The following is a 20,020-nucleotide window of genomic DNA, read 5'->3' on the forward strand; positions in this document are numbered from 1 at the left end:
GTATGGACTATATTCCGCGTTTCACCTGGAGGAATGCAGCCGTGACGGACCCAGGTCCCTCGAATTCCCCGACTTCCGCTCACCACTTCGAAGTGACCGACGAGCAGCTCAGCGCCGAGCTGAAGAAGTGGACGGGGACGACGCCAGCGCTGCAACCGGTCGGCGAACTGCTGGACCGGCACTGGGAAGCCGCGTTCGCCTATGCGGGGCTGTGCACCGACGGGCCGCACCACGCCGGAATGCTCACCACGGCCGCTTTCACCCGGCTCTTCGGGGAATCCCTGCGGCAGTCCGGACCGACCGCGGCCTGGCGGCCCCAGGTACTGGTCACCGTCCGCCGTATCGCCGCGGAATGGGACACCGACCGCCGCCAGGAAATGCTCCACCCCGACCTTCGCTCGGCGGCCGGCGACGGCGACCGTGTCGCGGCCCGGCTGCTCCCCGTGCCCGAACGGCGCCTGATCTCACGGGCGTTCCAGCGACTGCCCCAGACCGCCCGCACCCTGCTGTGGCACCTGGAGGTCGAGAACGAGCCGGCCGCGATAGCCGCCGGACTCGTCGGCCTCGACGAGGAGGGCGCCCGCATCGAACTCGGCCGCGCCGTCGTCCGGTTGCGCGAGGAATGCCTCCTGGTCCACCGCGAACTCGCCCACGACGACGAGTGCCAGCTCTACATCCGGCTGCTGGACGTGACCTTCCGGCGCGGCGGCGCGGAGGTCGACCCGGACCTGGGCATGCACCTCACCGTCTGCAAGCACTGCCGGCACACCGCCGACCAGCTCAACCAGTTCAACGCCGGGCTCGGCGTGGCGCTCGCCGAGGCGGTGCTCGGCTGGGGCGCGCGCGCCTACCTGGAGGTCAGGGCCGGCAGCCGCAACCTGCCCGCGCAGATGTCGTCCGCCTCGACCGAACTCGCCCTGCGCTCCGGCCCGCGCCGCGGTGAACTCAGAACGGCCCACAAGGCGGCCCGCCGCGTCCGCCGCCGCAACCTCACCGCGGCCGTACTCACCGTGAGCGGACTGGTCGTCCTCCCGCTCGTCCTGTGGTCCGCCGGCGGCTCCGGCGGTGCCAAGAGCACGACCGAGAACAAGGCCACGGGCGCCTCCGGCACCGGCAAGGAGTCCGCCGACCCCTCCTGGGTCGGCGCGAACGACACCACGCAGGGCACGCTCAGCGGCCGGCTGCACAACGTGGACTCCGGCCTGTGCATCGGCGTCGAGGGCAACAAGCCCCTCAAGGGCGCCGAGGCCGAACTGCAGACCTGCTCGTCGGCGGCCGGCCAGCAGTGGTCGTACGAGACCGACGGCCAGCTGCGCAGCACCGCCGACCCCGGCCTCTGCCTCGACTCGCACCTCGCCTACGAGGTGACGCTCGCCCCCTGCACGAGCGCGACCTCGGCGACCGCGAAGAACATCCGCTACGACTTCACGCTTCAGGGCATCCTCGTACCGCGCTGGAACCAGGACCAGGCACTGACCCCCGCCTCCACCGACGGCGGCGGCGCGCTCGTCCTGAAGACGCGCGCGGACGGTACGGCGCAGCGCTGGGTCTTCGACACCTCGAAGGCCGACCCGCAGATGCAGGTCGTCAACTGGGACACCGACAGCAGCAATGCGCCGACCGCCAAGAGGGCCACTCCGACCGCCACGCCCACTCCGACGCCGAGCGCGTCGACCCCGCAGTCCACTCCGACGACCTCCACTCCGACGACCTCCGCGCCGACCGACTACTGCGACGCCTACCCGACCTACTGCTCGGGAGGCGGGGACCAGGGCGGCTGGGGCGGCAACGGCGGCTGGGGCGGCGGCGGAGGCGGGCACGGCCACTGAGCCTCAGTGCGCAGGATGCGGCGGAGGCGGCGGCAGGGTCGACATGCCCGGCGCCGCCTCCGGCCACACCAGCAGCACCGGACAGGGCGCGTGATCGACGGCGAACCGGACGGCGGGCCCGAGACTGTGCGGGCCCAGCCGGGCCCGGTCGCCGTCGCGGGCCAGCACCAGCAGATCCGCGTCCCCGGCGGCGGCCACCACCTCCCGCTCCACCCGCCCGGCCCGCTCCACCCGTTCGCACGGCCGCCCCAGCCGCTCGGCCGCCGCCTCCAGCAGCTCCGCCGCCGACGTACTGCCCAGATCCTCCAGCCGGGTCCCCGGATCACGCGCCGGACCGCCCCGCCCGAGCAGCCCGGCGAACGCCCCGTGCGCGAGCCCGGGCACATCCGGCCCGCTGACATGCAGCAGCACCACCTCGGCATCCTCCGGCGCATGCGTCCGTACGGCGTCCACACAGGCGGGCCAGGTGCCCTCGACCAGCCAGGCGATCACACGCATTCGGCCTCCCTCGGTGTCAGAGAACCTGGAGCGACACCCACAGTGCCACCGTCGCGGGGACGAGCGCCGACGGCACGGCGAGCAGCCCCAGCTTCGTGAACTCCTTGAGATCCACGCCGTGTTCGTGCTGATGCACGATCCGCCGCCACAGCAGCGTCGCGAGCGACCCGGCGTAGGTCAGGTTCGGCCCGATGTTCACCCCGAGCAGCACGGCGAGCACGGCCCCCGGCCCGGACTGCGCGGTCAGCGGCAGCAGGACCAGCACGGCCGGCAGGTTGTTGATGAGATTCGCCAGTACGGCGGCCAGCGCGGCGATCCCGAGCAGGGCCGCGATCCCCGTCCCGCCGGGCAGCACATGCCCGAGCGCGTCGGAGAGTCCGTTGTCCACGACCGCCCGCACCACGATCCCGAGCGCCAGCACGAACGCCAGGAACGAGGGCGCGGCGGCCCGCACGACCGTCAGCGGTGTCGCCTGCCGTCGTAGGAGCGCCCGGCCGGCCATGACGAGCGCGCCCGCGCACGCGGCCCACGCCGGGTCGATGCCGATCGCCGAGGTCAGCACGAATCCGGCGAGGGTGCAGGCGACGGTCGCCAGCGCGAACACCGGCAGCTCGGGGGTGTCGCCGGAGGCCGGTGAGGGCGCGGCCGCCGCCAGGTCGCGGGCGAAGAACCTGCGGAACACCAGATACTCGGCGCCGATCGCCACCAGCCAGGGCAGCGCCATCAGCCCGGCGAACCGGGTGAAGCTCAGACCGCTCGCCGCGAACGCGAGGAGGTTCGTCAGGTTGGAGACCGGCAGCAGGAGTGAAGCGGTGTTCGACAGATGCGTACAGGCGTAGACGTGCGGCTTGGGACGCACGCCCATCCGGGACGCCGTCGCGAACACGACCGGCGTCAGCAGCACGATCGTGGCGTCGAGGCTGAGTACGGCCGTGATCGCGGAGGCCAGCGCGAACACCGCCGTCAGCAGCCGGCTCGGGCTGCCCTTCGCCCACTCGGCCATCCACGCCCCGCAGGCCCGGAACAGGCCCTCCACATCGCAGAAGTGGGCCAGCACCAGGACCGCGGCCAGGAACCCGACCACCGGTCCGAGCTGCTCGGCCTCCGACCGCGCGTGGTCGAGCGAGATCGCCCCGGTGGCCACGGCGATCCCGGCGGCCGGGACCGCCATCACCGCCTCCGGCCACCCGAAGGGACGGACGACCGCCCACACGAGGACGGCGACGAGCAGGACGACGGACAGGGTTTCGGCGAGCGGGGTGTTCAGGGGACGGTCCTCCGGGACGCGGTCAGCGGTGCCCGCCCATGTAACCAGGCCCCGGTGCCGAGCCCGCGCTCAGGCGCCCGTGCCCGCGCTGAACACCGTCAGCCGCACCGAGGACGAGTTGCCCGACACGGGCACCGCGCCGTTCGTCCACGTGACCTTCAGCGGGTCCTTCTCGTCGGGCGGGGTCACCACCAGCGTGACGGGGGTGGCCGTCTTCGCGCCGCTGATCTCGGGGTTGGAGAAGGTCAGGCCGGCCCAGGCGCTCTGGCCCGGCTTCAGCGTGACGGTGGTGGCGGTGCTGCTCGTCTCGCGCACGGGGTTCGGGCCCAGCTGGGTGCCGGACGCGCTCACGAACGCGGCGCCGGGAAAGCCGCGGACCGTGCAGGTACGGCCGGACATGTTGGTGAGGACGATCGGGAAGTTCTCCTGCCCGGCGCCCGGATCGTTGTCGCCCACGTTCGCCCGCAGCTCGGAGGTGTGGCACCGGGTGCTGCTCGCGGTGGAGGTGCCGGAACCCGTGGAGGACGTGGAGGTGGAGGAACCCGACGAGTTCGAGTCGGTTCCGGTGGCGGTGTCACTGCCGGACGATGAGGAGACCGCCGTGCCGGACCCGTCGGCCGAGGGGTCGCCGCCGGCGGGCGCGGCCGTACCCGACTGGGTCTGCGGGCTGCTCACCGTGCCGCTTCCGTCGCCGCAGGCCGTCGTCAGGCCCAGTACGGCGACCGCGCTCACGAGCAGGGCCGTCCGGCGCAGGGACTGGGACGTGTTCGCCATCTTCAACACTCCTGGTGGTTCACCCCACAGCGCCTCGCGCGCTGTCACAGGGGTCCGATGCGCGTGCGCGCCGAAAGGTTCGCGGGATCGACGACTTCTTTACCGACGACTCCTCATGACGACAGTGGATCAGGTGACGCGGAGCGAGCGCAGTATCCGCGAGGTCGCGTCGCCGCTGTGCTGCCGTATCTGGACGTACACCTGCGGCTGCGCCGCGCCGCCCACCATGCGCAGCGCGGTCTCCGAGAGGGTGCCGGTACCGCCCGAGCAGTCGCTCCAGGTGCGGGTCGTGCCGCGCCAGGTGGCGCTGGAGTAGGCGTGGCTGCCGTCGTAGTGGCAGCCGGAGTGGGCGATGGCCTCCACCTCGGTCGCCACGCTGCCGTGCTCGCTCAGACCGACGAACACGCCGTTCACGTCCGCCGAGAGGTCCGGCCACTTCGCCAGGTCGTCGGCGACGGCCAGCCCCGGTTCCTTTCCGGCCGTCAGCCCGATCGAGTGCGGATCCCAGCCCGAGTCGCGCAGCTGACGGCCCCAGGCGCTCGGCACCTCGACCACGACCCGCCCGGTGCTGTCCTTGACCGTCAGTACCGAACTCCCGGACGACGACGACAGGTTCATCACCGCCACGCCCGTCCCGGCGGCCACGACGACGAACAGCCCCGCCATCATCGCGACCCCCCGGTGCCGACCGCGCGGTCTGTGCACCGGGGCGGCCTCGGCGGCCAGCCGCTCCAGCTCCTCCGCGAACGCCCGCGCCGTCGGCCAGCGCCGCTCCCGGTCCGGCTCCAGCGCCCGCAGCAGGGCCCGCTGCGCCTCGGGGGAGAGATCGGGCCTCAGCCGGTCCGGCCGTACGACCTGACCGGGCGCCCCCGGGACCGTGCCGGTGATCATCTCGTAGCCGAGCGCGCCCAGGCTGTACACGTCGGCCCGCTCGTCGATGCCCGAGCCGGCCTGCGCCTGCTCCGGCGGCTGATAGCCGGCCGAACCCGCGGCCAGGGTGAGACCCGAGGCCTGCGCCAGGCTCTTCGCCAGGCCCAGGTCGGCGAGCAGGACCCGCGCGGTGCCGTCCGGGGCGGTGCGCAGCAGCACATTGGTCGGCTTGATGTCCCGGTGCACGATCCCCGCCTCGTGCAGCGCGGCGGCGCCCCGGGCGGCCAGCGCGGTCAGCCGCAGCGCCTCCGGCACGGGCAGCGGACCGGCGGTGAGCAGATCGGCGTAGGTGCCGGCGTCGGCGTACTCCATCACGAAGTACGGCCGTCCGTCGGGGAGTTCACCGATGTCGTAGACCTGCACCACGCGGTTCGAACCGGCCCTGCGCAGCAGCCGGGCCTCGGAGAGGAAGCGCTCGCGGATGTCCATGCGGTGCGCCCAGTTGTCGGCGAGGACCTTCACGGCGACCGGGGCTTCGAGGTCGTCGTCGTGCGCGAGCCAGACCGTGCCGAACGCGCCGCTGCCCAGGCGGCGTTCAAGGCGGTAGCGGCCGATCTGTTCGACGTAGTGCATGGGACTATCATGCCTGCTCGGAGATCGAGGCGGAGGAGTGGATCCAGTGCAGGACACGGCGCCGACCGAGGAGCTGGCCAGGCGCGCGGCAGCCGGTGACACGGCCGCTCTCGACGCGCTGCTCAGGTCGATCCAGCCCGACGTGGTGCGGCGGTGCGGGCGGTTCCTGCCGTGCCGCGAGGACGCCGAGGAGGCCGCGCAGGACGTACTGCTGCAAGTCGCCCGGAAGATCGGCACGTTCGAGGGCCGCAGCCTCTTCAGCACCTGGCTGTACACGGTCGTCGCCAACGGCGCCCGGCAGAAGTACCGCGAGCTGAAGCGGCGGGCCGCCGAGCAGCCGGCCGTGATCGATGTCACGCAGCACGTCGACCCGCGCACCACGAGTGTGATCGCCGGCTCGAAGATCGACCTCCTGGAGGCGATCGAGCGCCTTGAGCGGGAGTCCCCGCACCTGGTCGAACCGCTGGTGTACCGGGACATCTGCAAGCTGGAGTACGCCGAGATCGCCGAGCGCCTCGGCATCCCGCTCGGCACGCTCAAGTCGAGGCTGCACGAGGCCCGCCGCCAGGTCAGGCCTTGGCTGACCGACCTGTCCTGACCTCGCTCAGACCTCGTCGAACAGCGACAGCTCCGCCCAGATCGTCTTGCCGTCGGTCGTGTGCCGGCTGCCCCAGCGCTGGGTGAGCTGGGCGACCAGCAGCAGCCCGCGTCCGCCCTCGTCCCAGGTCTTGGCGCGGCGCAGATGCGGGGCCGTGTGGTTGGTGTCGGAGACCTCGCAGATCAGCGTGGCCGCGTCATGGATGAGCCGGAGCCGGATGGGGTGCGCGCCGTAGCGGATGGCGTTGGTGACCAGCTCGCTCACCACCAGCTCGGCGGTGAACCCGGCCTCGCTCATGTTCCAGGTGTCGAGCTGCTCGACGACCTGCTTGCGGATCGGGGCGACGAGCGAGGGGTCGGCCGGGATGTCCCAGGTCGCCACCTGCTCGGCGGGCAGCCCCTGGGTGCGGGCCAGCAGCAGGGCCACGTCGTCGGCGGCACCGCCCGGCGGGAGCACGGCGTGCAGGATCCGGTCGCAGGTCTCGTCCAGCGAGTCCGAGGGGGCGTACAGCGCGTCGAACAGCAGCCGGTGACTGTGGTCGAGGTCCCGATCGCGGTTCTCCATCAGACCGTCCGTGTACAGCGCGAGGACGGTGCCCTCGGGCAGCTCGAACTCGGCCGACTCGAAGGGGAGTCCGCCCAGGCCGAGCGGTGGTCCCGCGGGCAGGTCGATGTGCTCGGGCGGGCCGCCGGGCCGGATCATGATCGGCGGCGGATGCCCGGCGCGGGCCAGCGTGCAGCGCCGGGACACCGGGTCGTACACCGCGTACAGACAGGTCGCGCCGACCTCGCCGGGGCTGCCCTCGCCACCGGCCTCCGCGGACAGCCGCACTACCAGGTCGTCCAGGTGGGTCAGCAGTTCGTCCGGGGCCAGGTCGATGTCGGCGAGGGTGCGGACGGCCGTGCGCAGCCGGCCCATGGTGGCGGAGGCCTGGATGCCGTGGCCGACGACGTCCCCGACGACCATGGCGACCCGCATCCCCGACAGCGGGATCACGTCGAACCAGTCGCCGCCGACCCCGGCACGCGCCGCCGGCAGATAGCGCGAGGCGGCCTCCAGGGCGGCCGTGCGCGGCAGTTTGCGGGGGAGCAGGCTGCGCTGGAGGGCGAGCGCGGTCTCGCGTTCGCGGGAGAAGCGGCGGGCGTTGTCGATGCAGACCGCGGCACGGGCCGTGACCTCCTCGGCCAGCAGCACATCGTCCTCGGTGAACGGGTCGATGCGCCGGTACCGGGTCAGGACCGCCACGCCGAGGGTGACGCCCCGGGCCTGGATCGGTACCGCCATCGAGGAGTGGATGCCGTACTCCTGGACGCGCCTGGTGCGGGTCCTGTCCCAGGCCAGCCAGAGTTCGAGGGCCCGGTCCGAGGCCACCAGGGTGCGGGCCGCGACCAGTGCGTCGGCCTGCGGGGACTGGGCGGGGTACAGGTCCGACTGGCCCGGCTTGGCGACGGCCTCGGGGCTGCCCTGCTGCACCGAGGCGTGCGCGGCCCGGCGCAGCCGCACCGGCGCGACGATCGCCGTCGGGAGCTCACCGCCGTGCTCCTGCGGGTCCAGCAGGTCGATGCTCACGAAGTCGGCCAGGGCCGGCACGCAGACATCCGCCAGCTCCTGAGCCGTACGGGTGACGTCGAGGGTGGTGCCGATGCGGACGCTCGCCTCGTTGACGAGTTGCAGCCGCTCGCGCGCGAGGTAGTTCTCGGTGAAGTCGTGCGCGGCCAGACACACGCCGCGCACGCGTCCCTCGGTGTCGGTGATCGGCGCCATCCGGGCCAGCCAGGCGTGCGCGGCGTCCTCGCCGCCGGTGCGCATGTAGATCTGGAAGTCCTGGGCGGTGCCGGAGGTGAGCACGCGCAGCATGTACTGCTCCAGCTCCGAGCTCTGCGCCTTGCCGCCGATCTCGGTGATCCGCAGGCCCTGGATGCGCTCCTCGGGCAGCCCGATCACTTCGGCCATCGCGTCGTTGACCCGGCTCAGCCGCAGGTGCTCGTCGTAGACCGCGATGGCGCACGGCGACTGGGTCAGCGCGGCGGTCGCGAGGGGGTCCTCGTCGGCGCGGGGGCCGGCGCCCTCCAGCGGTGTCACGACGAGCCAGTCGCCCGCCCCGCCGTCCCGGGGGCGCCGATGGTGGGCGAGCAGCCACACCGGCACGGCCCGGCCGTCCCGGTGCCAGAGTGTGACGGTGCCGTCCCAGCGGGCACTGGTGGGAACCGGGAGGGCCCCGGTGCCACCGGCCAGCAACCGCACGGCCGGGCGGCCCACGACCTCGCTCGCGGTGTGGCCGAGGAGCTGCTGCGCCCCCTCGTTCCACTCCACCAGAGTTCCGGCATCGTCGATGACAACCCGCGCCGTCGCGGCATCGTCGAACGGGTAGACCGGACTCATCGTCGCCACTCCATCGCGCGCACTCACAGTGAACAACCACGCCACTTGTGTTCCAGCCTAGTGCGTCACAGTCCCGCGCGGACTAGAACCCCCAGGCCCGGGAAGTTCGGCTGACAAGGGCGAAAACCGGCCGAAGGAGTGCACGGGACGGGTGGCCGCCCCCGCACCCTTGACGGCCCGACATGGCACCCCGTCAGAATCTGTTCGGTCACGATCAGTTGTGAGTACTTCTGGGCCCTGATGAGGGAGAGCCGCCATGACGGTCACTCGCAGATCGGTTTTGATCGCTTCTACGGCCGCGCCGACGGCCGTTTCACTCCTGGCCACCCCGGCCGCCCGTGCCGCCGGCGCCACGGCGGGCGCGTCCGGCCGCCACACCGTCGCTCTGCGGGATGGCTGGCGCTTCGCGCTGGTCAACCCGGGCGGAATCACCGACCCGACCGGCGCCTACGCGGACGCCGCCGCACCGGACCACGACGACTCGGCCTGGCGCGAGGTCGCGGTCCCGCACGACTGGAGCATCGAGCAGACCCCCACCACCGCGAACGGCACCACCAGCGGCACCGGCTTCTTCCCCGGCGGCCTCGGCTGGTACCGGATCGCCTTCACCCTGCCGCCGGCCTTCGCGGGCAAACGGATCTCGGTGGAGTTCGACGGCGTCTACATGGACTCGTACGTCTACTGCAACGGCACCCAGGTCGGCCAACACCCCTACGGATACACGGGGTTCGCCTTCGACCTCACCGACCTGCTGCACACCGACGGCAGCACGGAGAACGTCGTCGCGGTCAAGGTGCAGAACCAACTGCCCAGCAGCCGCTGGTACTCGGGCAGCGGCATCTACCGCGAGGCCCGGCTCGTGATCACCGAGACGGTGCACGTCGAACGCTGGGGGACGTACGTCACGACGCCCGACATCACCGCCGAGCGGGCCGTCGTACGGGTGCGGACGTCCGTGCTCAACGAGTCGGGCACCGCGAGCGAGGTCGAGATCGGATCGCGGATCGTCGACCCCGGCGGCCGGACCGTGGCCCGCGCCACCTCCACCGCGAGCGTCGCCGACCGCGGTACCGAGACCCATGAACTCACCGTCCCCGAGCCCAAGTTGTGGGACATCGAGACCCCGGACCACCGCTACACGCTGGAGACCGAACTGCGTGTGGGCGGCAAGCGGGTCGACACCTACCGCACGACCTTCGGCATCCGCAGCTACCGCTTCGACCCCGACGAGGGCTTCTCCCTCAACGGAACCCCCGCCAAGATCAAGGGAGTCGACCTCCACCACGACCAGGGCGCCCTCGGCTCCGCGGTCAGCCTCGACGCCGTGCGCAGGCAGTTGGGCATCATGAAGTCGATGGGTGTCAACGCCTTCCGCACCTCCCACAACCCGCCCTCGCCGCAGATCATCCAGGCCTGCGAGGAGTTGGGCATCGTGATGATGGTCGAGGCCTTCGACTGCTGGCACACCGGCAAGACGACCTACGACTACCACCGCTTCTTCGACACCTGGTGCGAGTCGGACGCCACCGAGATGGTCCGCGCCGCCCGCAACTCGCCCGCCGTGGTGCTCTGGTCCATCGGCAACGAGATCCCCGACTCGACCTCCACCGCCGGGCTCGCCATGGCCGACCGCATCATCACCGCAGTCAAGGCGGCCGACGACAGCAGACCCGTGGTCATCGGCTCCGACAAGTACCACTCCGTACCGGCCAAGGGCTCCGCGGCCGACCTCATGCTCGCCAAGCTCGACGGACTGGGCCTCAACTACAACACCGCCAAGTCCGTCGACGCCCTGCACGCCGCCTATCCGCACCTGTTCCTCTTCGAGTCGGAGTCCTCCTCCGAGACCTCGACCCGGTCCACCTACCAGGAGCCGGAACACCTCAACACCGGCGAGAACCACACACCCGGCAGACGCGCGACCTCCTCCTACGACAACAACCTCTCCTCCTGGACGATGAGCGGCGAGTACGGCCACAAGAAGGACCGCGACCGGAAGTGGTTCGCGGGCCAGTTCCTGTGGTCCGGCATCGACTACATCGGGGAGCCCACGCCGTACAACGTGTTCCCGGTCAAGGCGTCCTTCTTCGGCGCGGTCGACACGGCGGGCTTCCCGAAGGACATGTACCACCTCTTCCGCAGCCAGTGGACCGACGAGCCCATGGTCCATCTGGTGCCGATGACCTGGAACCACGAGCCGGGCGACACGGTCGAGGTCTGGGCCTACGCCAACGTCGACACCGTCGAGCTGTTCCTCAACGGAAAGTCCCTCGGGACCCGGACGTTCGACACCAAGAAGACCCTCGACGGCCGCACCTACCTGGAGACCACCGAGGCCACCGGCGACGACAAGACCTTCACCACCGGCCCCTACCCGGGCAGTTACACCAGCCCGAACGGCAGCGCGGGCAAGCTCCACCTCGGCTGGAAAGTGCCGTACGAGCCGGGCGAGTTGAAGGCGGTGGCGAGCAGCGGTGGCAGGCAGGTGGCGACGGATGTGGTGCGCACGGCGGGCGCCGCGCATGCCGTGCGCCTCACGGCCGACCGCAAGTCCCTTGCCGCCGACGGCCGTTCACTGGTCTTCGTGACCGCGGAGGTCGTCGACGCCCATGGCGTCGTGGTGCCGGACGCCGAGGACCTGATCGTCTTCGAGGTGCGGGGCGGTTCCCTGGCCGGGCTGGACAACGGGCGGGAGGAGAGCGCCGAGCGCTATCAGGCGAGCACCCGAACCGCCTTCCACGGCAAGGCACTTGCGATCGTGCGGTCAGGGACGAGGGCGGGCGCGCTGAAGGTGACGGCGCGGGCGGAGGGGCTGCGGGGCGGCACGGCGACGGTCCGTACGACACCCGGCGGGGACGTGGCCGCGACACCGCCGCAGCACTTCGCGGCCGACCATCCTGCGCCCCCGAACTACCCTGCGGCGGACGCCAGTTACTCGGGCCACCCCGACACCCTCCCCGCCGCCGTGCTCGACGGCGACCCGGCCACCGGCTGGTCCAACGCCTTCGCCAAGTCGGCCACGGCCCTGCTGCCCGCCTTCAGCGGTGCGCGTGAGAAGGACTGGGTGTCGGTGGACTGGGGGAGGGCACGGTCCTTCGACCGGGTGGAGGTGTCGTTCACCGTGGACGCGACGCACAGTCTGCCCGCGGCGGTCGCGGTCGCGGTGTGGGACGGCGGTGGGTGGGTGCCGGTCGAGGGGGCGGCCGTCGACTGGGCCACTGCCTCGGACAGTCCGACCGTCGTCACCTTCGACGCCGTGCGCGGCTCCCGGCTGCGGCTGACCGTGACGAGCAGCCGTCCAGGGGTGGCCCAAGGGGCCGTGCGGATCAGCAAGTTGGAGGCGCCCGCCGGTTAGCGGGCGGGCGCTCGCTCGCGGTCCGGATGGCAATCTGGCCTGTCCGGACCGTTGACGGGATGTCATGTCTCGAACAGCATGACCAGGGTCCCGCGCATTTGGGAGCGCTCCCATCGCGCGACCGGAGCGTGTCCCCCGCCTCTCTGACGAGGAGCCCAGACGTGAAACGACGCAGAACGACCCTGCTCGCCGCCACGGCCCTCCTCGCGGCCGCCCTCACCGCCCTGCCGGCAAGCTCGGCCGGAGCCGACGAGATCGAACAGGTCAGGAACGGCACCTTCGACACCACCACCGCACCCTGGTGGACGACGAGCAACGTCACCGCGGGCCTGTCCGGCGGGCAGCTCTGCGCGGACGTCCCCGGCGGCACGACCAACCGCTGGGACGCCGCCGTCGGCCAGAACGACATCGCGCTGGTCAAGGGCGAGTCGTACAAGTTCGCCTTCACGGCGTCGGGTTCGCCCGCTGGGCACGTGGTGCGGGCGATCGTCGGGCTGTCGGTGTCGCCGTACGACACCTACTACGAGATCAGTCCCGAGCTGAGCGGGACGGGCAACTCCCTTGCCTACACGTTCACTTCGCCCGTCGACACCACGCAGGGGCAGGTCGCCTTCCAGCTCGGCGGAAGTGCGGACGCCTGGCACTTCTGCATGGACGACGTGTCCTTGCTGGGCGGGGTGCCGCCGGAGGTGTACGAGCCCGACACCGGGCCGCGCGTGCGGGTCAACCAGGTCGCCTATCTGCCGGGCGGGCCGAAGAACGCGACACTGGTGACCGCGTCGACGGCCGTGCTGCCCTGGGAGTTGAAGAGCGCGGCGGGTGCGGTGGTCGCGCATGGGCGGACCGTGCCGCGTGGCACCGACGTGGCGTCCGGGCAGAACGTGCAGTCCATCGACTTCGGTGCGTACCGGGGGCACGGCGAGGGTTTCACGCTGGTGGCGGACGGGGATACCAGCCGGCCCTTCGACATCGGGACCGCCGCCTACGAGCGGTTGCGGCTCGACTCGTTGAAGTACTACTACACGCAGCGCAGCGGCATCGCGATCCGCGACGACCTGCGCCCCGGCTACGCCCGCCCGGCCGGTCACCTGAACGTCGCCCCCAACCAGGGCGACGCGAACGTGCCCTGCCAACCCGGCCTGTGCGACTACACACTTGACGTCACGGGCGGCTGGTACGACGCGGGGGACCACGGCAAGTACGTCGTCAACGGCGGTATCTCCACCTGGGAGTTGCTGAGCACGTACGAACGCTCACTGCTGGCCCGCACCGGACAGCCGGCGAAGCTGCGCGACGGAACCCTCGCCATCCCGGAGAGCGGCAACAAGGTGCCGGACGTGCTCGACGAGGCGCGCTGGGAGCTGGAGTTCCTGCTGAAGATGCAGGTGCCGGACGGACAGCCGCTGGCGGGCATGGCCCACGACAAGGTCCACGACGAACAGTGGACCGGACTCCCGCTGCTCCCGAGCCAGGACCCGCAGAAGCGCGAACTGCACGCGCCGACCACCCAGGCGACGCTGAACCTGGCGGCGACGGCGGCGCAGGAGGCCCGCCTGTACCGGCCCTACGACCGGGAGTTCGCGGCGAAGGCGCTCAAGGCGGCGCGGAAGGCCTGGGCGGCGGCGCTCGCCCACCCCACGGTCTACCCGGACCCGAACGACGGCACAGGCGGCGGTGCCTACCCCGACGACAACGCCACCGACGAGTTCTACTGGGCGGCGGCGGAGCTGTATCTCACCACGGGGGAACGGCAGTTCGCCGATCACGTCACCAACTCCCCCCTCAATACGGCAGACATCTTCGGCAGCCTCGGCTTCGACTGGGCACGGACGGCCGCCCTCGGCCGACTCGACCTCGCCACCGTCCCCAGCCGACTGCCCGGCCGAGACAAGCTCCGCCGCTCGGTGATCGAGGGCGCGGACACCTACCTCGCCACACTGCGGAGCGAGCCCTACGGCATGCCGTACGCACCGCCCGGCAACCTCTACGACTGGGGTTCCAACAGCCAGATCCTCAACAACGCGCATGTCATCGCCACCGCGTACGACCTCACCGGCGCCGCGAAATACCGTGACGGCGCGCTCCAGAGCATGGACTACGTCCTCGGCCGCAACGCCCTCAACATGTCGTACGTCACCGGCTACGGCGAGGCCAACTCCCACAACGAGCACAGCCGTTGGTACGCCCACGAACTCGACCCCAACCTGCCGAACCCACCTAGCGGAACCCTGGCGGGTGGCCCCAACTCGTCCATCCAGGACCCCTACGCACAGAGCAAACTCACCGGCTGCGTCGGCCAGTTCTGCTACATCGACGACATCCAGTCCTGGTCGACGAACGAGACGGCGGTGAACTGGAACGCGGCGCTGGCCTGGATGGCCTCGTTCGCGGCGGATCAGGGATGATCTCCGGATGAGCAGATTCGCCGAGGTTGTCGTGCTGGCCCTGCACGCGCACGAAGTGATGGAACCGCTGACCCGGGACGATCCGGAGCGCACCTGGCGTGGCCGGTTCGTCCCGATCGAGAGCCAGTGGGGGACGTCGTTCGGCGCGGGCTGGGCCACCGAGTTCGAGCGCATGCGCCCACGGGAGGGGCTCCTGAAGCATCTGGAGTCGCTCCCATGGCCCATCCCGGAGAGCGTCCAGGTGCTGATCCACGACCAGGACGACGAGTGCTTCGGCCTGTGGATGATCCACGACGGAAAGCTCGTGGAAGTAACCCTCCCGCGCACCCGCCGGTTCCACCAACCGGCCCCGCCCACAGAGGAGTTCCCGCCCGATCCGGGCTACCTGATGCGGACGGACCAGGACCGCGAGCTGCCCGAGCAGACCCCGGAGCACCTCCGGGATCCGCGGCCGGCCTGGTAGTGGGCGTCAGGGCTCGCGTTCCACCAGTTCCCTCGGGCGTTTGTGCGCGGTGAGTGTGTGCAGTTCCGCCGGGTCCAGTGGCCGGTGGACCTCCACGTACTCACCGTGCGGCAGCCGCTTGATCACGCCCGTCTCGCGGCCGTGCAACACCAGTTCCGCGTCCCGGAGTTGGAGGCCCAGGCAGATGCGGCGGGTGATGACGAACGCGAGGACCGGGACGGCGAACACGGCCACCCGCACCATCCACGTCACCGTGTTGATCGACAGATGGAGACGGGTCGCCACGATGTCGTTGCCGCCGCCCGCCAGGAGGATCAGATAGAGGCTGATCCAGGCGACGCCGAGGCCCGTCCGGTGGGGGCGGTTGCGGGGGCGGTCCAGGAGATGGTGTTCGTGTTTGTCGCCCGTCCGCCAGGACTCCAGGAACGGGTACGCGCCGATGAGGACGAGGAGGAGCGGGAAGACCACGATCGGGATCAGTACGCCGAGCACCGACGTGTGCCCCCACAACGTGACTTCCCAGCCCGGCATCACACGGACCAGGCCCTCCGCGAAGCCCAGGTACCAGTCGGGCTGGGCGCCCGTGGAGACCTGGTCGGCGCGGTAGGGGCCGTAGGACCAGACGGGGTTGATGGAGGCCACCGCCGCGAGGACGGTGAGCGCGCCGAAGACCAGGAAGAAGAAGCCGCCCGCCTTCGCCAGGTACACCGGCATGAACGGGGAGCCCACCACGTTGCGTTCGGTGCGGCCCGGGCCCGCGAACTGCGTGTGCTTGTGGTAGACGACCAGGATGAGGTGGACGACCACGAGGGCCGCCATGACGCCCGGGATCAGCAGCACGTGCAGTGAGTAGAAGCGGGACACGATGTCGTGGCCGGGATACTCGCCGCCGAACAGGAACATCGACAGATACGTGCCGACGACCGGGACCGAGAGCAGCGCGCCGTCCACGAAGCGCATGCCCGTGCCCGAGAGCAGGTCGTCCGGGAGCGAGTAGCCGAAGAGGCCCTCGAACAGGCCGAGGAACAACAGGGTCCAGCCGAACAGCCAGTTGAGCTCGCGAGGCTTGCGGAACGACCCCGTGAAGAAGTGCCGCATCATGTGCGTCAGCATCGCGGCGATGAACACCAGCGCCGCCCAGTGGTGCAACTGCCGTACCAGCAGCCCGCCGCGCACGTCGAAGCTGATGTGCAGCGTCGAGGCGTAGGCGTCGGACATCCGGATGCCGTTCAGGGGGACGTAACTCCCGTGGTACGTCACCTCGTTCATGGACGGGTGGAAGAACAGGGTGAGGTACACGCCGGTGAGGATCAGCACCACGAAGCTGTAGAGGCAGATCTCGCCGAGCAGGAACGACCAGTGGTCCGGGAACACCTTGCGCAGATACTGCTTGCCCAGTGCGTAGATGCCGAGCCGGCCGTCGAACCAGTCGGCGACGCGCTCGCCCCGCGAGGAGTCGGAAGGGCCGGAAGGACCGGAAGGGGTGGTCACTGGTCCTCCTCCTCGTCGTCCTTGTGGACGTGCGTGAGCTTCTCCGGGTTGGTCACGATGTAGACCCCGGACACCTGGTCGCCCTCGGGCGTGAGGTCCATGACCATCACCGCGTACGGCTCGTCGCCCTCGAACAGCACGGCCGCGTCGTCGCCGTTGACCCGTCGGAAGCGCAGCTCCAGATTTTGCGGACGGCGCCTGCCCGCGAAGGAGTTGATGAGGCGGACGGCCTTGTCCCGACCGTGCACCGGGCGCAGTCCCGCCGGCTTCCGGTTGCCCCCGCTGTCCGTCCAGACCGTGACGTCCGGCGCGAGGATCTCCATCAGCGAGGCGATGTCTCCGCCGACCGCGGCCCGCACGAACCGTTCCGTCGCCTCCCGGCGCACCCGGGGATGCGCCTCGTACAAGGGCCGCCGCGCGTGCACATGGGCCCGCGCCCGGTGCGCGAGCTGCCGTACGGCGGCCGGGGTGCGTTCGATGATGTCCGCGATCTCGGTGTGGGCGTACCCGAACACCTCGTTGAGGACGAAGACCGCCCGCTCCAGCGGGCTCAGCGACTCCAGGACGACCAGCATGGCCAGCGAGACCGACTCGGCGCGCAGTGCCGGGTCGACGGGGTCGTCGGCCGGGCCGAGCAGCGGTTCCGGCAGCCACGGACCGACGTATGTCTCGCGGCGGCGGCTGATCGTGGCGCGGCGCTGCAGCGCGTGGTTGACGGCGATCCGGACGAGATAGGCGCGCCGGTTGGTGATGGTGTCGAGCGGGGAACGGCGGGCGCGCGCCGTCCAGGACAGCCAGGTCTCCTGAAGGACGTCGTCGGTGTCGGCGACGCTCCCCAGCATGTTGTAGACGAGGCTGAACAACAGCTCCCGATGGTCCATGAAGTCATCGGTCGCCTCTTCGGTGACAGCGATCTCGGACATACCCGCGCCTCCCCAGTGCGTGCTCACTACTGCGAGGGGTGCCGGGGGCCGGAATGTGACAGCCGAGGGCGTGAATGTGACGTACGTCTCTGCGCATCGGCGCCGTGTCACACCCGCGGGCCGCCCCGGCCTCTTGACCGCGAGTCGCGCCGGCCGTCCTGCTGACCGGCGCGCTCGCCTGTCTCGCCGTACGACGGCACCAGGGGCCGTCCGCCGACCCGCAAGCCCTGCCCGTGTCCGGGCCCGAGCTGGAGGAAGCCGCACGATGACCATCGACTTCACGCCCATGTACGCCTCCCACGACGCCTTCCGACGCGACCTTGAGCGGCTCGCCGAGGCGGTCGCGGACGGCAGGGCGCACACCGCCCCTGTCCTCGCCGGGTGGGAGAACTTCGAGCACCAACTCCACGTCCACCACACCGCCGAGGACAGCGACCTGTGGCCGCGGGTCCGGGCGCGGATCGAGGGCCGTCAGCGGGACCTCGGGATGCTCGACGAGATGGAGGCCGAACACGCCCGTATCGACCCGCTGTTGACCGCGGTGGACGCCGCGCTGGCCGACCGGGCCTTTGAACTCCCCGATCTGGTACGGGCGTTGCGGGCCACCCTCGACGATCATCTCAAGCACGAGGAGGACAGCGCGCTGCCGTTGATGGGGGAGGTGCTGACCGACGCGGATTGGGCCGCCTTCACCGGGCGGCTGCGAGAGACACAGGGGCTGCGCGGGGCCGCTGTGTTCGTGCCGTGGCTCGTGGACGGGGTGTCGGCGGGGGATCGGGAACGGTTCCTGGGGGCGTTTCCACCACCGGTGCGGGTGCTGAACCGGGTCTTCTGGGAGGGGAGCTATCGGCGCAGGGGACTGTGGTCGACGCGCTAGGCCGTGTTGCCCGGTACCGCTTGGCATGCCTCTTGACCTGGCGGTATTTACGGGTAAGTACCCGAGCGGTACCGTGAGGTCATGCCAGCTCTCAACGTGGAGTTCAGCGATCGCGAGCTAGAGGACCTGCGGCAGATCGCCAAGGAGCGCGGTACGTCGATGAAGGCCCTCGTCCGGGAGGCCGCCGCCGCCGACATCGCCCGGCACCGGGCGCTGCAGGAGGGGGCCGAGGCCTTCCGCCGTTTCTTCGCGACGCACGCCGACGAGTTCGCCGCGGCCTTCCCCGAGGACGAACCGGCGGCCAAGGGCGAGGGACGGGTCGCCTGACGCATGCCCGCCATCCATATCGACGTGCCGTGGCTCCTCCAGCGCCATGAGGAAGTCCTGCCGGACCAGCCCACCATCAACGACTTCTCGGCGTTGGTGGCGGCCGTCGCCCGGCACCGCGTCGACCCGCCCCGCCTCGGTGTCGACTCCGACCCGGCCTGGCGGGCCACCGCCCTGCTGCACACCCTCGCCCTGCTCAAGCCCCTGCCGTCCGCCAACGCCCGCTTCGCCTGCGCCACGGCGGTCGCCTACATGTTCGTCAGCGGCGTCGGCATCGATCCGCCGTACGGCGCGCTCGTCGACCTGACCCGCGATCTGATCTCCGGGAAGACGGACGTGTACGGCGCGGCGGAACGGCTGCGTTCCTGGCAGATCTGAGCGTCACCGGTCCTCGTGCGCCGGTGACGTCTCCCCGGGTACGCCGTCGCCGGACACGGCGAGGCTGCCCAGCAGGCCCAGCAGTTCCGCGCTGCGGCTGCCCGGTTCGGCGTGGAAGACGACCATGCTCAGGGCGTCCGTGCCCGGGATCTCGAACTTGTTCGACCGCAACTCGAAGTCCCCGACCAGTGGATGGCCGAGGAGACTGATCCGCCCGACCATCGGCCGTACCTCGTGCCGGCTCCACAGCAGCCGGAAGCGCTCGCTGCGCACGGACAGCTCGCCCACCAGCTCCACCAGTCGCGGATCGTCGACATCGGGACCGATGTGGCCGCGCAGCGTCGCCACGCCCTCGGCGGTCAACTCCTCCCAGTCGCGCCGCAGTTCACGTTCGGCGGGGTCGAGGAACACCGCTCGCAGCAGGTTCACCCCCGGCACGTAGTTCGGGGACAGTGCCCGGCACAACGCGTTGGCCGCGAGGCAGTCCGTGAACCGGTTCTGGACGTAGGCCGGATGCGCCGACCAGGTGTCCAGCAGTTCGCGGACGCTCACCGGAACCGCCTCCGGCTTTCTGGCCCGTCTGCGCGAGGCGGCCGGCCGCTCCGGATGCGCCAGGCTCAGCAGATGGGCGCTCGCGGCGGCGTCGAGGCGCAGCACGCGGGCCAGCGCCTCCAGCACCTGGGCCGACGGGTTGCGGTCCCGGCCCTGCTCAAGCCGCAGGTAGTAGTCCGAGCTGATACCGGCCAGGAGGGCGACCTCCTCCCGGCGCAGCCCCGGTACCCGGCGGAGCCCGCCGCCGCTCAGGCCCACGTCCTCGGGCCGGACCCGCTCCCGGCGGGCCCGCAGAAACTCACCGAGCGCGTTCTTGGCGTCCACACCCACCACCGTAGATCCGAATCCCCGCAGGTGGGTGTCCCCGTCACTACCAGGAACATCCGGGTACTGCCTGC

16 protein-coding genes are annotated in these 20,020 nt (G+C 71.0%); 8 read left to right on the plus strand and 8 right to left on the minus strand.

Annotated features, from left to right (window positions below):
• The first annotated feature begins 41 nt into the window (after positions 1 to 41).
• Positions 42 to 1,829, plus strand: coding sequence for a ricin-type beta-trefoil lectin domain protein (locus tag ACIBJH_RS07910; RefSeq protein ID WP_399115976.1), 1,788 nt, complete (start codon positions 42 to 44; stop codon positions 1,827 to 1,829).
• 3 nt (positions 1,830 to 1,832) lie between these two features.
• Here the strand turns inward: ACIBJH_RS07910 and ACIBJH_RS07915 are convergent, their stop codons facing one another.
• The 4 genes from ACIBJH_RS07915 to ACIBJH_RS07930 all read right to left on the minus strand — a co-directional run bounded on the left by ACIBJH_RS07915 (position 1,833) and on the right by ACIBJH_RS07930 (position 5,871).
• Positions 1,833 to 2,327, minus strand: coding sequence for a universal stress protein (locus ACIBJH_RS07915; RefSeq protein WP_399115977.1), 495 nt, complete (start codon positions 2,325 to 2,327; stop codon positions 1,833 to 1,835).
• 16 nt (positions 2,328 to 2,343) lie between these two features.
• Complete coding sequence (locus ACIBJH_RS07920) at positions 2,344 to 3,594, minus strand: arsenic transporter (RefSeq protein ID WP_399116378.1); 1,251 nt, start codon at positions 3,592 to 3,594, stop codon at positions 2,344 to 2,346.
• A gap of 69 nt (positions 3,595 to 3,663) precedes the next feature.
• Positions 3,664 to 4,368: a DUF4232 domain-containing protein gene (locus tag ACIBJH_RS07925; RefSeq protein ID WP_399115978.1), complete on the minus strand. Its 705-nt coding sequence runs from the start codon at positions 4,366 to 4,368 to the stop codon at positions 3,664 to 3,666.
• 129 nt (positions 4,369 to 4,497) lie between these two features.
• Entirely contained in the window at positions 4,498 to 5,871 is a 1,374-nt protein-coding gene (locus ACIBJH_RS07930) for a serine/threonine-protein kinase (RefSeq protein ID WP_399115979.1), read from the minus strand.
• Between the two features lie 46 nt (positions 5,872 to 5,917).
• On the opposite strand from ACIBJH_RS07930, the gene ACIBJH_RS07935 reads away from it, so the two are divergent.
• On the plus strand, positions 5,918 to 6,469 hold the full coding sequence (locus ACIBJH_RS07935) for an RNA polymerase sigma factor (protein ID WP_399115980.1): 552 nt from the start codon (positions 5,918 to 5,920) through the stop codon (positions 6,467 to 6,469).
• A gap of 6 nt (positions 6,470 to 6,475) precedes the next feature.
• On the opposite strand, the gene ACIBJH_RS07940 is transcribed toward ACIBJH_RS07935, so the two are convergent.
• Positions 6,476 to 8,851, minus strand: coding sequence for a SpoIIE family protein phosphatase (locus ACIBJH_RS07940; protein ID WP_399115981.1), 2,376 nt, complete (start codon positions 8,849 to 8,851; stop codon positions 6,476 to 6,478).
• Positions 8,852 to 9,107: 256 nt separating this feature from the next.
• Between ACIBJH_RS07940 and ACIBJH_RS07945 the strand changes: the two genes are divergently transcribed.
• The 3 genes from ACIBJH_RS07945 to ACIBJH_RS07955 all read left to right on the plus strand — a co-directional run bounded on the left by ACIBJH_RS07945 (position 9,108) and on the right by ACIBJH_RS07955 (position 15,074).
• A complete protein-coding gene (locus ACIBJH_RS07945; RefSeq protein ID WP_399115982.1) occupies positions 9,108 to 12,206 on the plus strand; it encodes a glycoside hydrolase family 2 TIM barrel-domain containing protein in 3,099 nt (1,032 codons plus the stop codon).
• Positions 12,207 to 12,367: 161 nt separating this feature from the next.
• Complete coding sequence (locus ACIBJH_RS07950) at positions 12,368 to 14,611, plus strand: glycoside hydrolase family 9 protein (protein ID WP_399115983.1); 2,244 nt, start codon at positions 12,368 to 12,370, stop codon at positions 14,609 to 14,611.
• Between the two features lie 7 nt (positions 14,612 to 14,618).
• Positions 14,619 to 15,074, plus strand: coding sequence for a hypothetical protein (locus ACIBJH_RS07955; RefSeq protein ID WP_399115984.1), 456 nt, complete (start codon positions 14,619 to 14,621; stop codon positions 15,072 to 15,074).
• Between the two features lie 6 nt (positions 15,075 to 15,080).
• On the opposite strand, the gene ACIBJH_RS07960 is transcribed toward ACIBJH_RS07955, so the two are convergent.
• Together ACIBJH_RS07960 and sigJ are read right to left on the minus strand one after the other, a co-directional pair.
• Positions 15,081 to 16,565: a cytochrome bc complex cytochrome b subunit gene (locus tag ACIBJH_RS07960; protein ID WP_399115985.1), complete on the minus strand. Its 1,485-nt coding sequence runs from the start codon at positions 16,563 to 16,565 to the stop codon at positions 15,081 to 15,083.
• Positions 16,562 to 17,488, minus strand: coding sequence for an RNA polymerase sigma factor SigJ (gene sigJ, locus ACIBJH_RS07965; protein ID WP_399115986.1), 927 nt, complete (start codon positions 17,486 to 17,488; stop codon positions 16,562 to 16,564). The genes ACIBJH_RS07960 and sigJ overlap by 4 nt, the downstream gene beginning before the upstream one ends.
• A gap of 265 nt (positions 17,489 to 17,753) precedes the next feature.
• On the opposite strand from sigJ, the gene ACIBJH_RS07970 reads away from it, so the two are divergent.
• From ACIBJH_RS07970 to ACIBJH_RS07980, 3 genes are all read left to right on the plus strand, one after another.
• Entirely contained in the window at positions 17,754 to 18,365 is a 612-nt protein-coding gene (locus ACIBJH_RS07970; protein WP_399115987.1) for a hemerythrin domain-containing protein, read from the plus strand.
• Positions 18,366 to 18,446: 81 nt separating this feature from the next.
• Positions 18,447 to 18,692: a hypothetical protein gene (locus ACIBJH_RS07975; protein WP_019068554.1), complete on the plus strand. Its 246-nt coding sequence runs from the start codon at positions 18,447 to 18,449 to the stop codon at positions 18,690 to 18,692.
• Between the two features lie 3 nt (positions 18,693 to 18,695).
• The gene (locus ACIBJH_RS07980) at positions 18,696 to 19,070 is read left to right on the plus strand and encodes a hypothetical protein (RefSeq protein WP_019068555.1); all 375 of its coding nucleotides are present in this window, start codon (positions 18,696 to 18,698) and stop codon (positions 19,068 to 19,070) included.
• A 3-nt stretch (positions 19,071 to 19,073) separates the two neighbouring features.
• Here the strand turns inward: ACIBJH_RS07980 and ACIBJH_RS07985 are convergent, their stop codons facing one another.
• The gene (locus ACIBJH_RS07985; protein ID WP_399115988.1) at positions 19,074 to 19,946 is read right to left on the minus strand and encodes a helix-turn-helix transcriptional regulator; all 873 of its coding nucleotides are present in this window, start codon (positions 19,944 to 19,946) and stop codon (positions 19,074 to 19,076) included.
• Positions 19,947 to 20,020 lie beyond the last annotated feature (74 nt).

Source organism: Streptomyces sp. NPDC050548, assembly GCF_044457385.1.
Classification (GTDB): Bacteria; Actinomycetota; Actinomycetes; order Streptomycetales; family Streptomycetaceae; genus Streptomyces.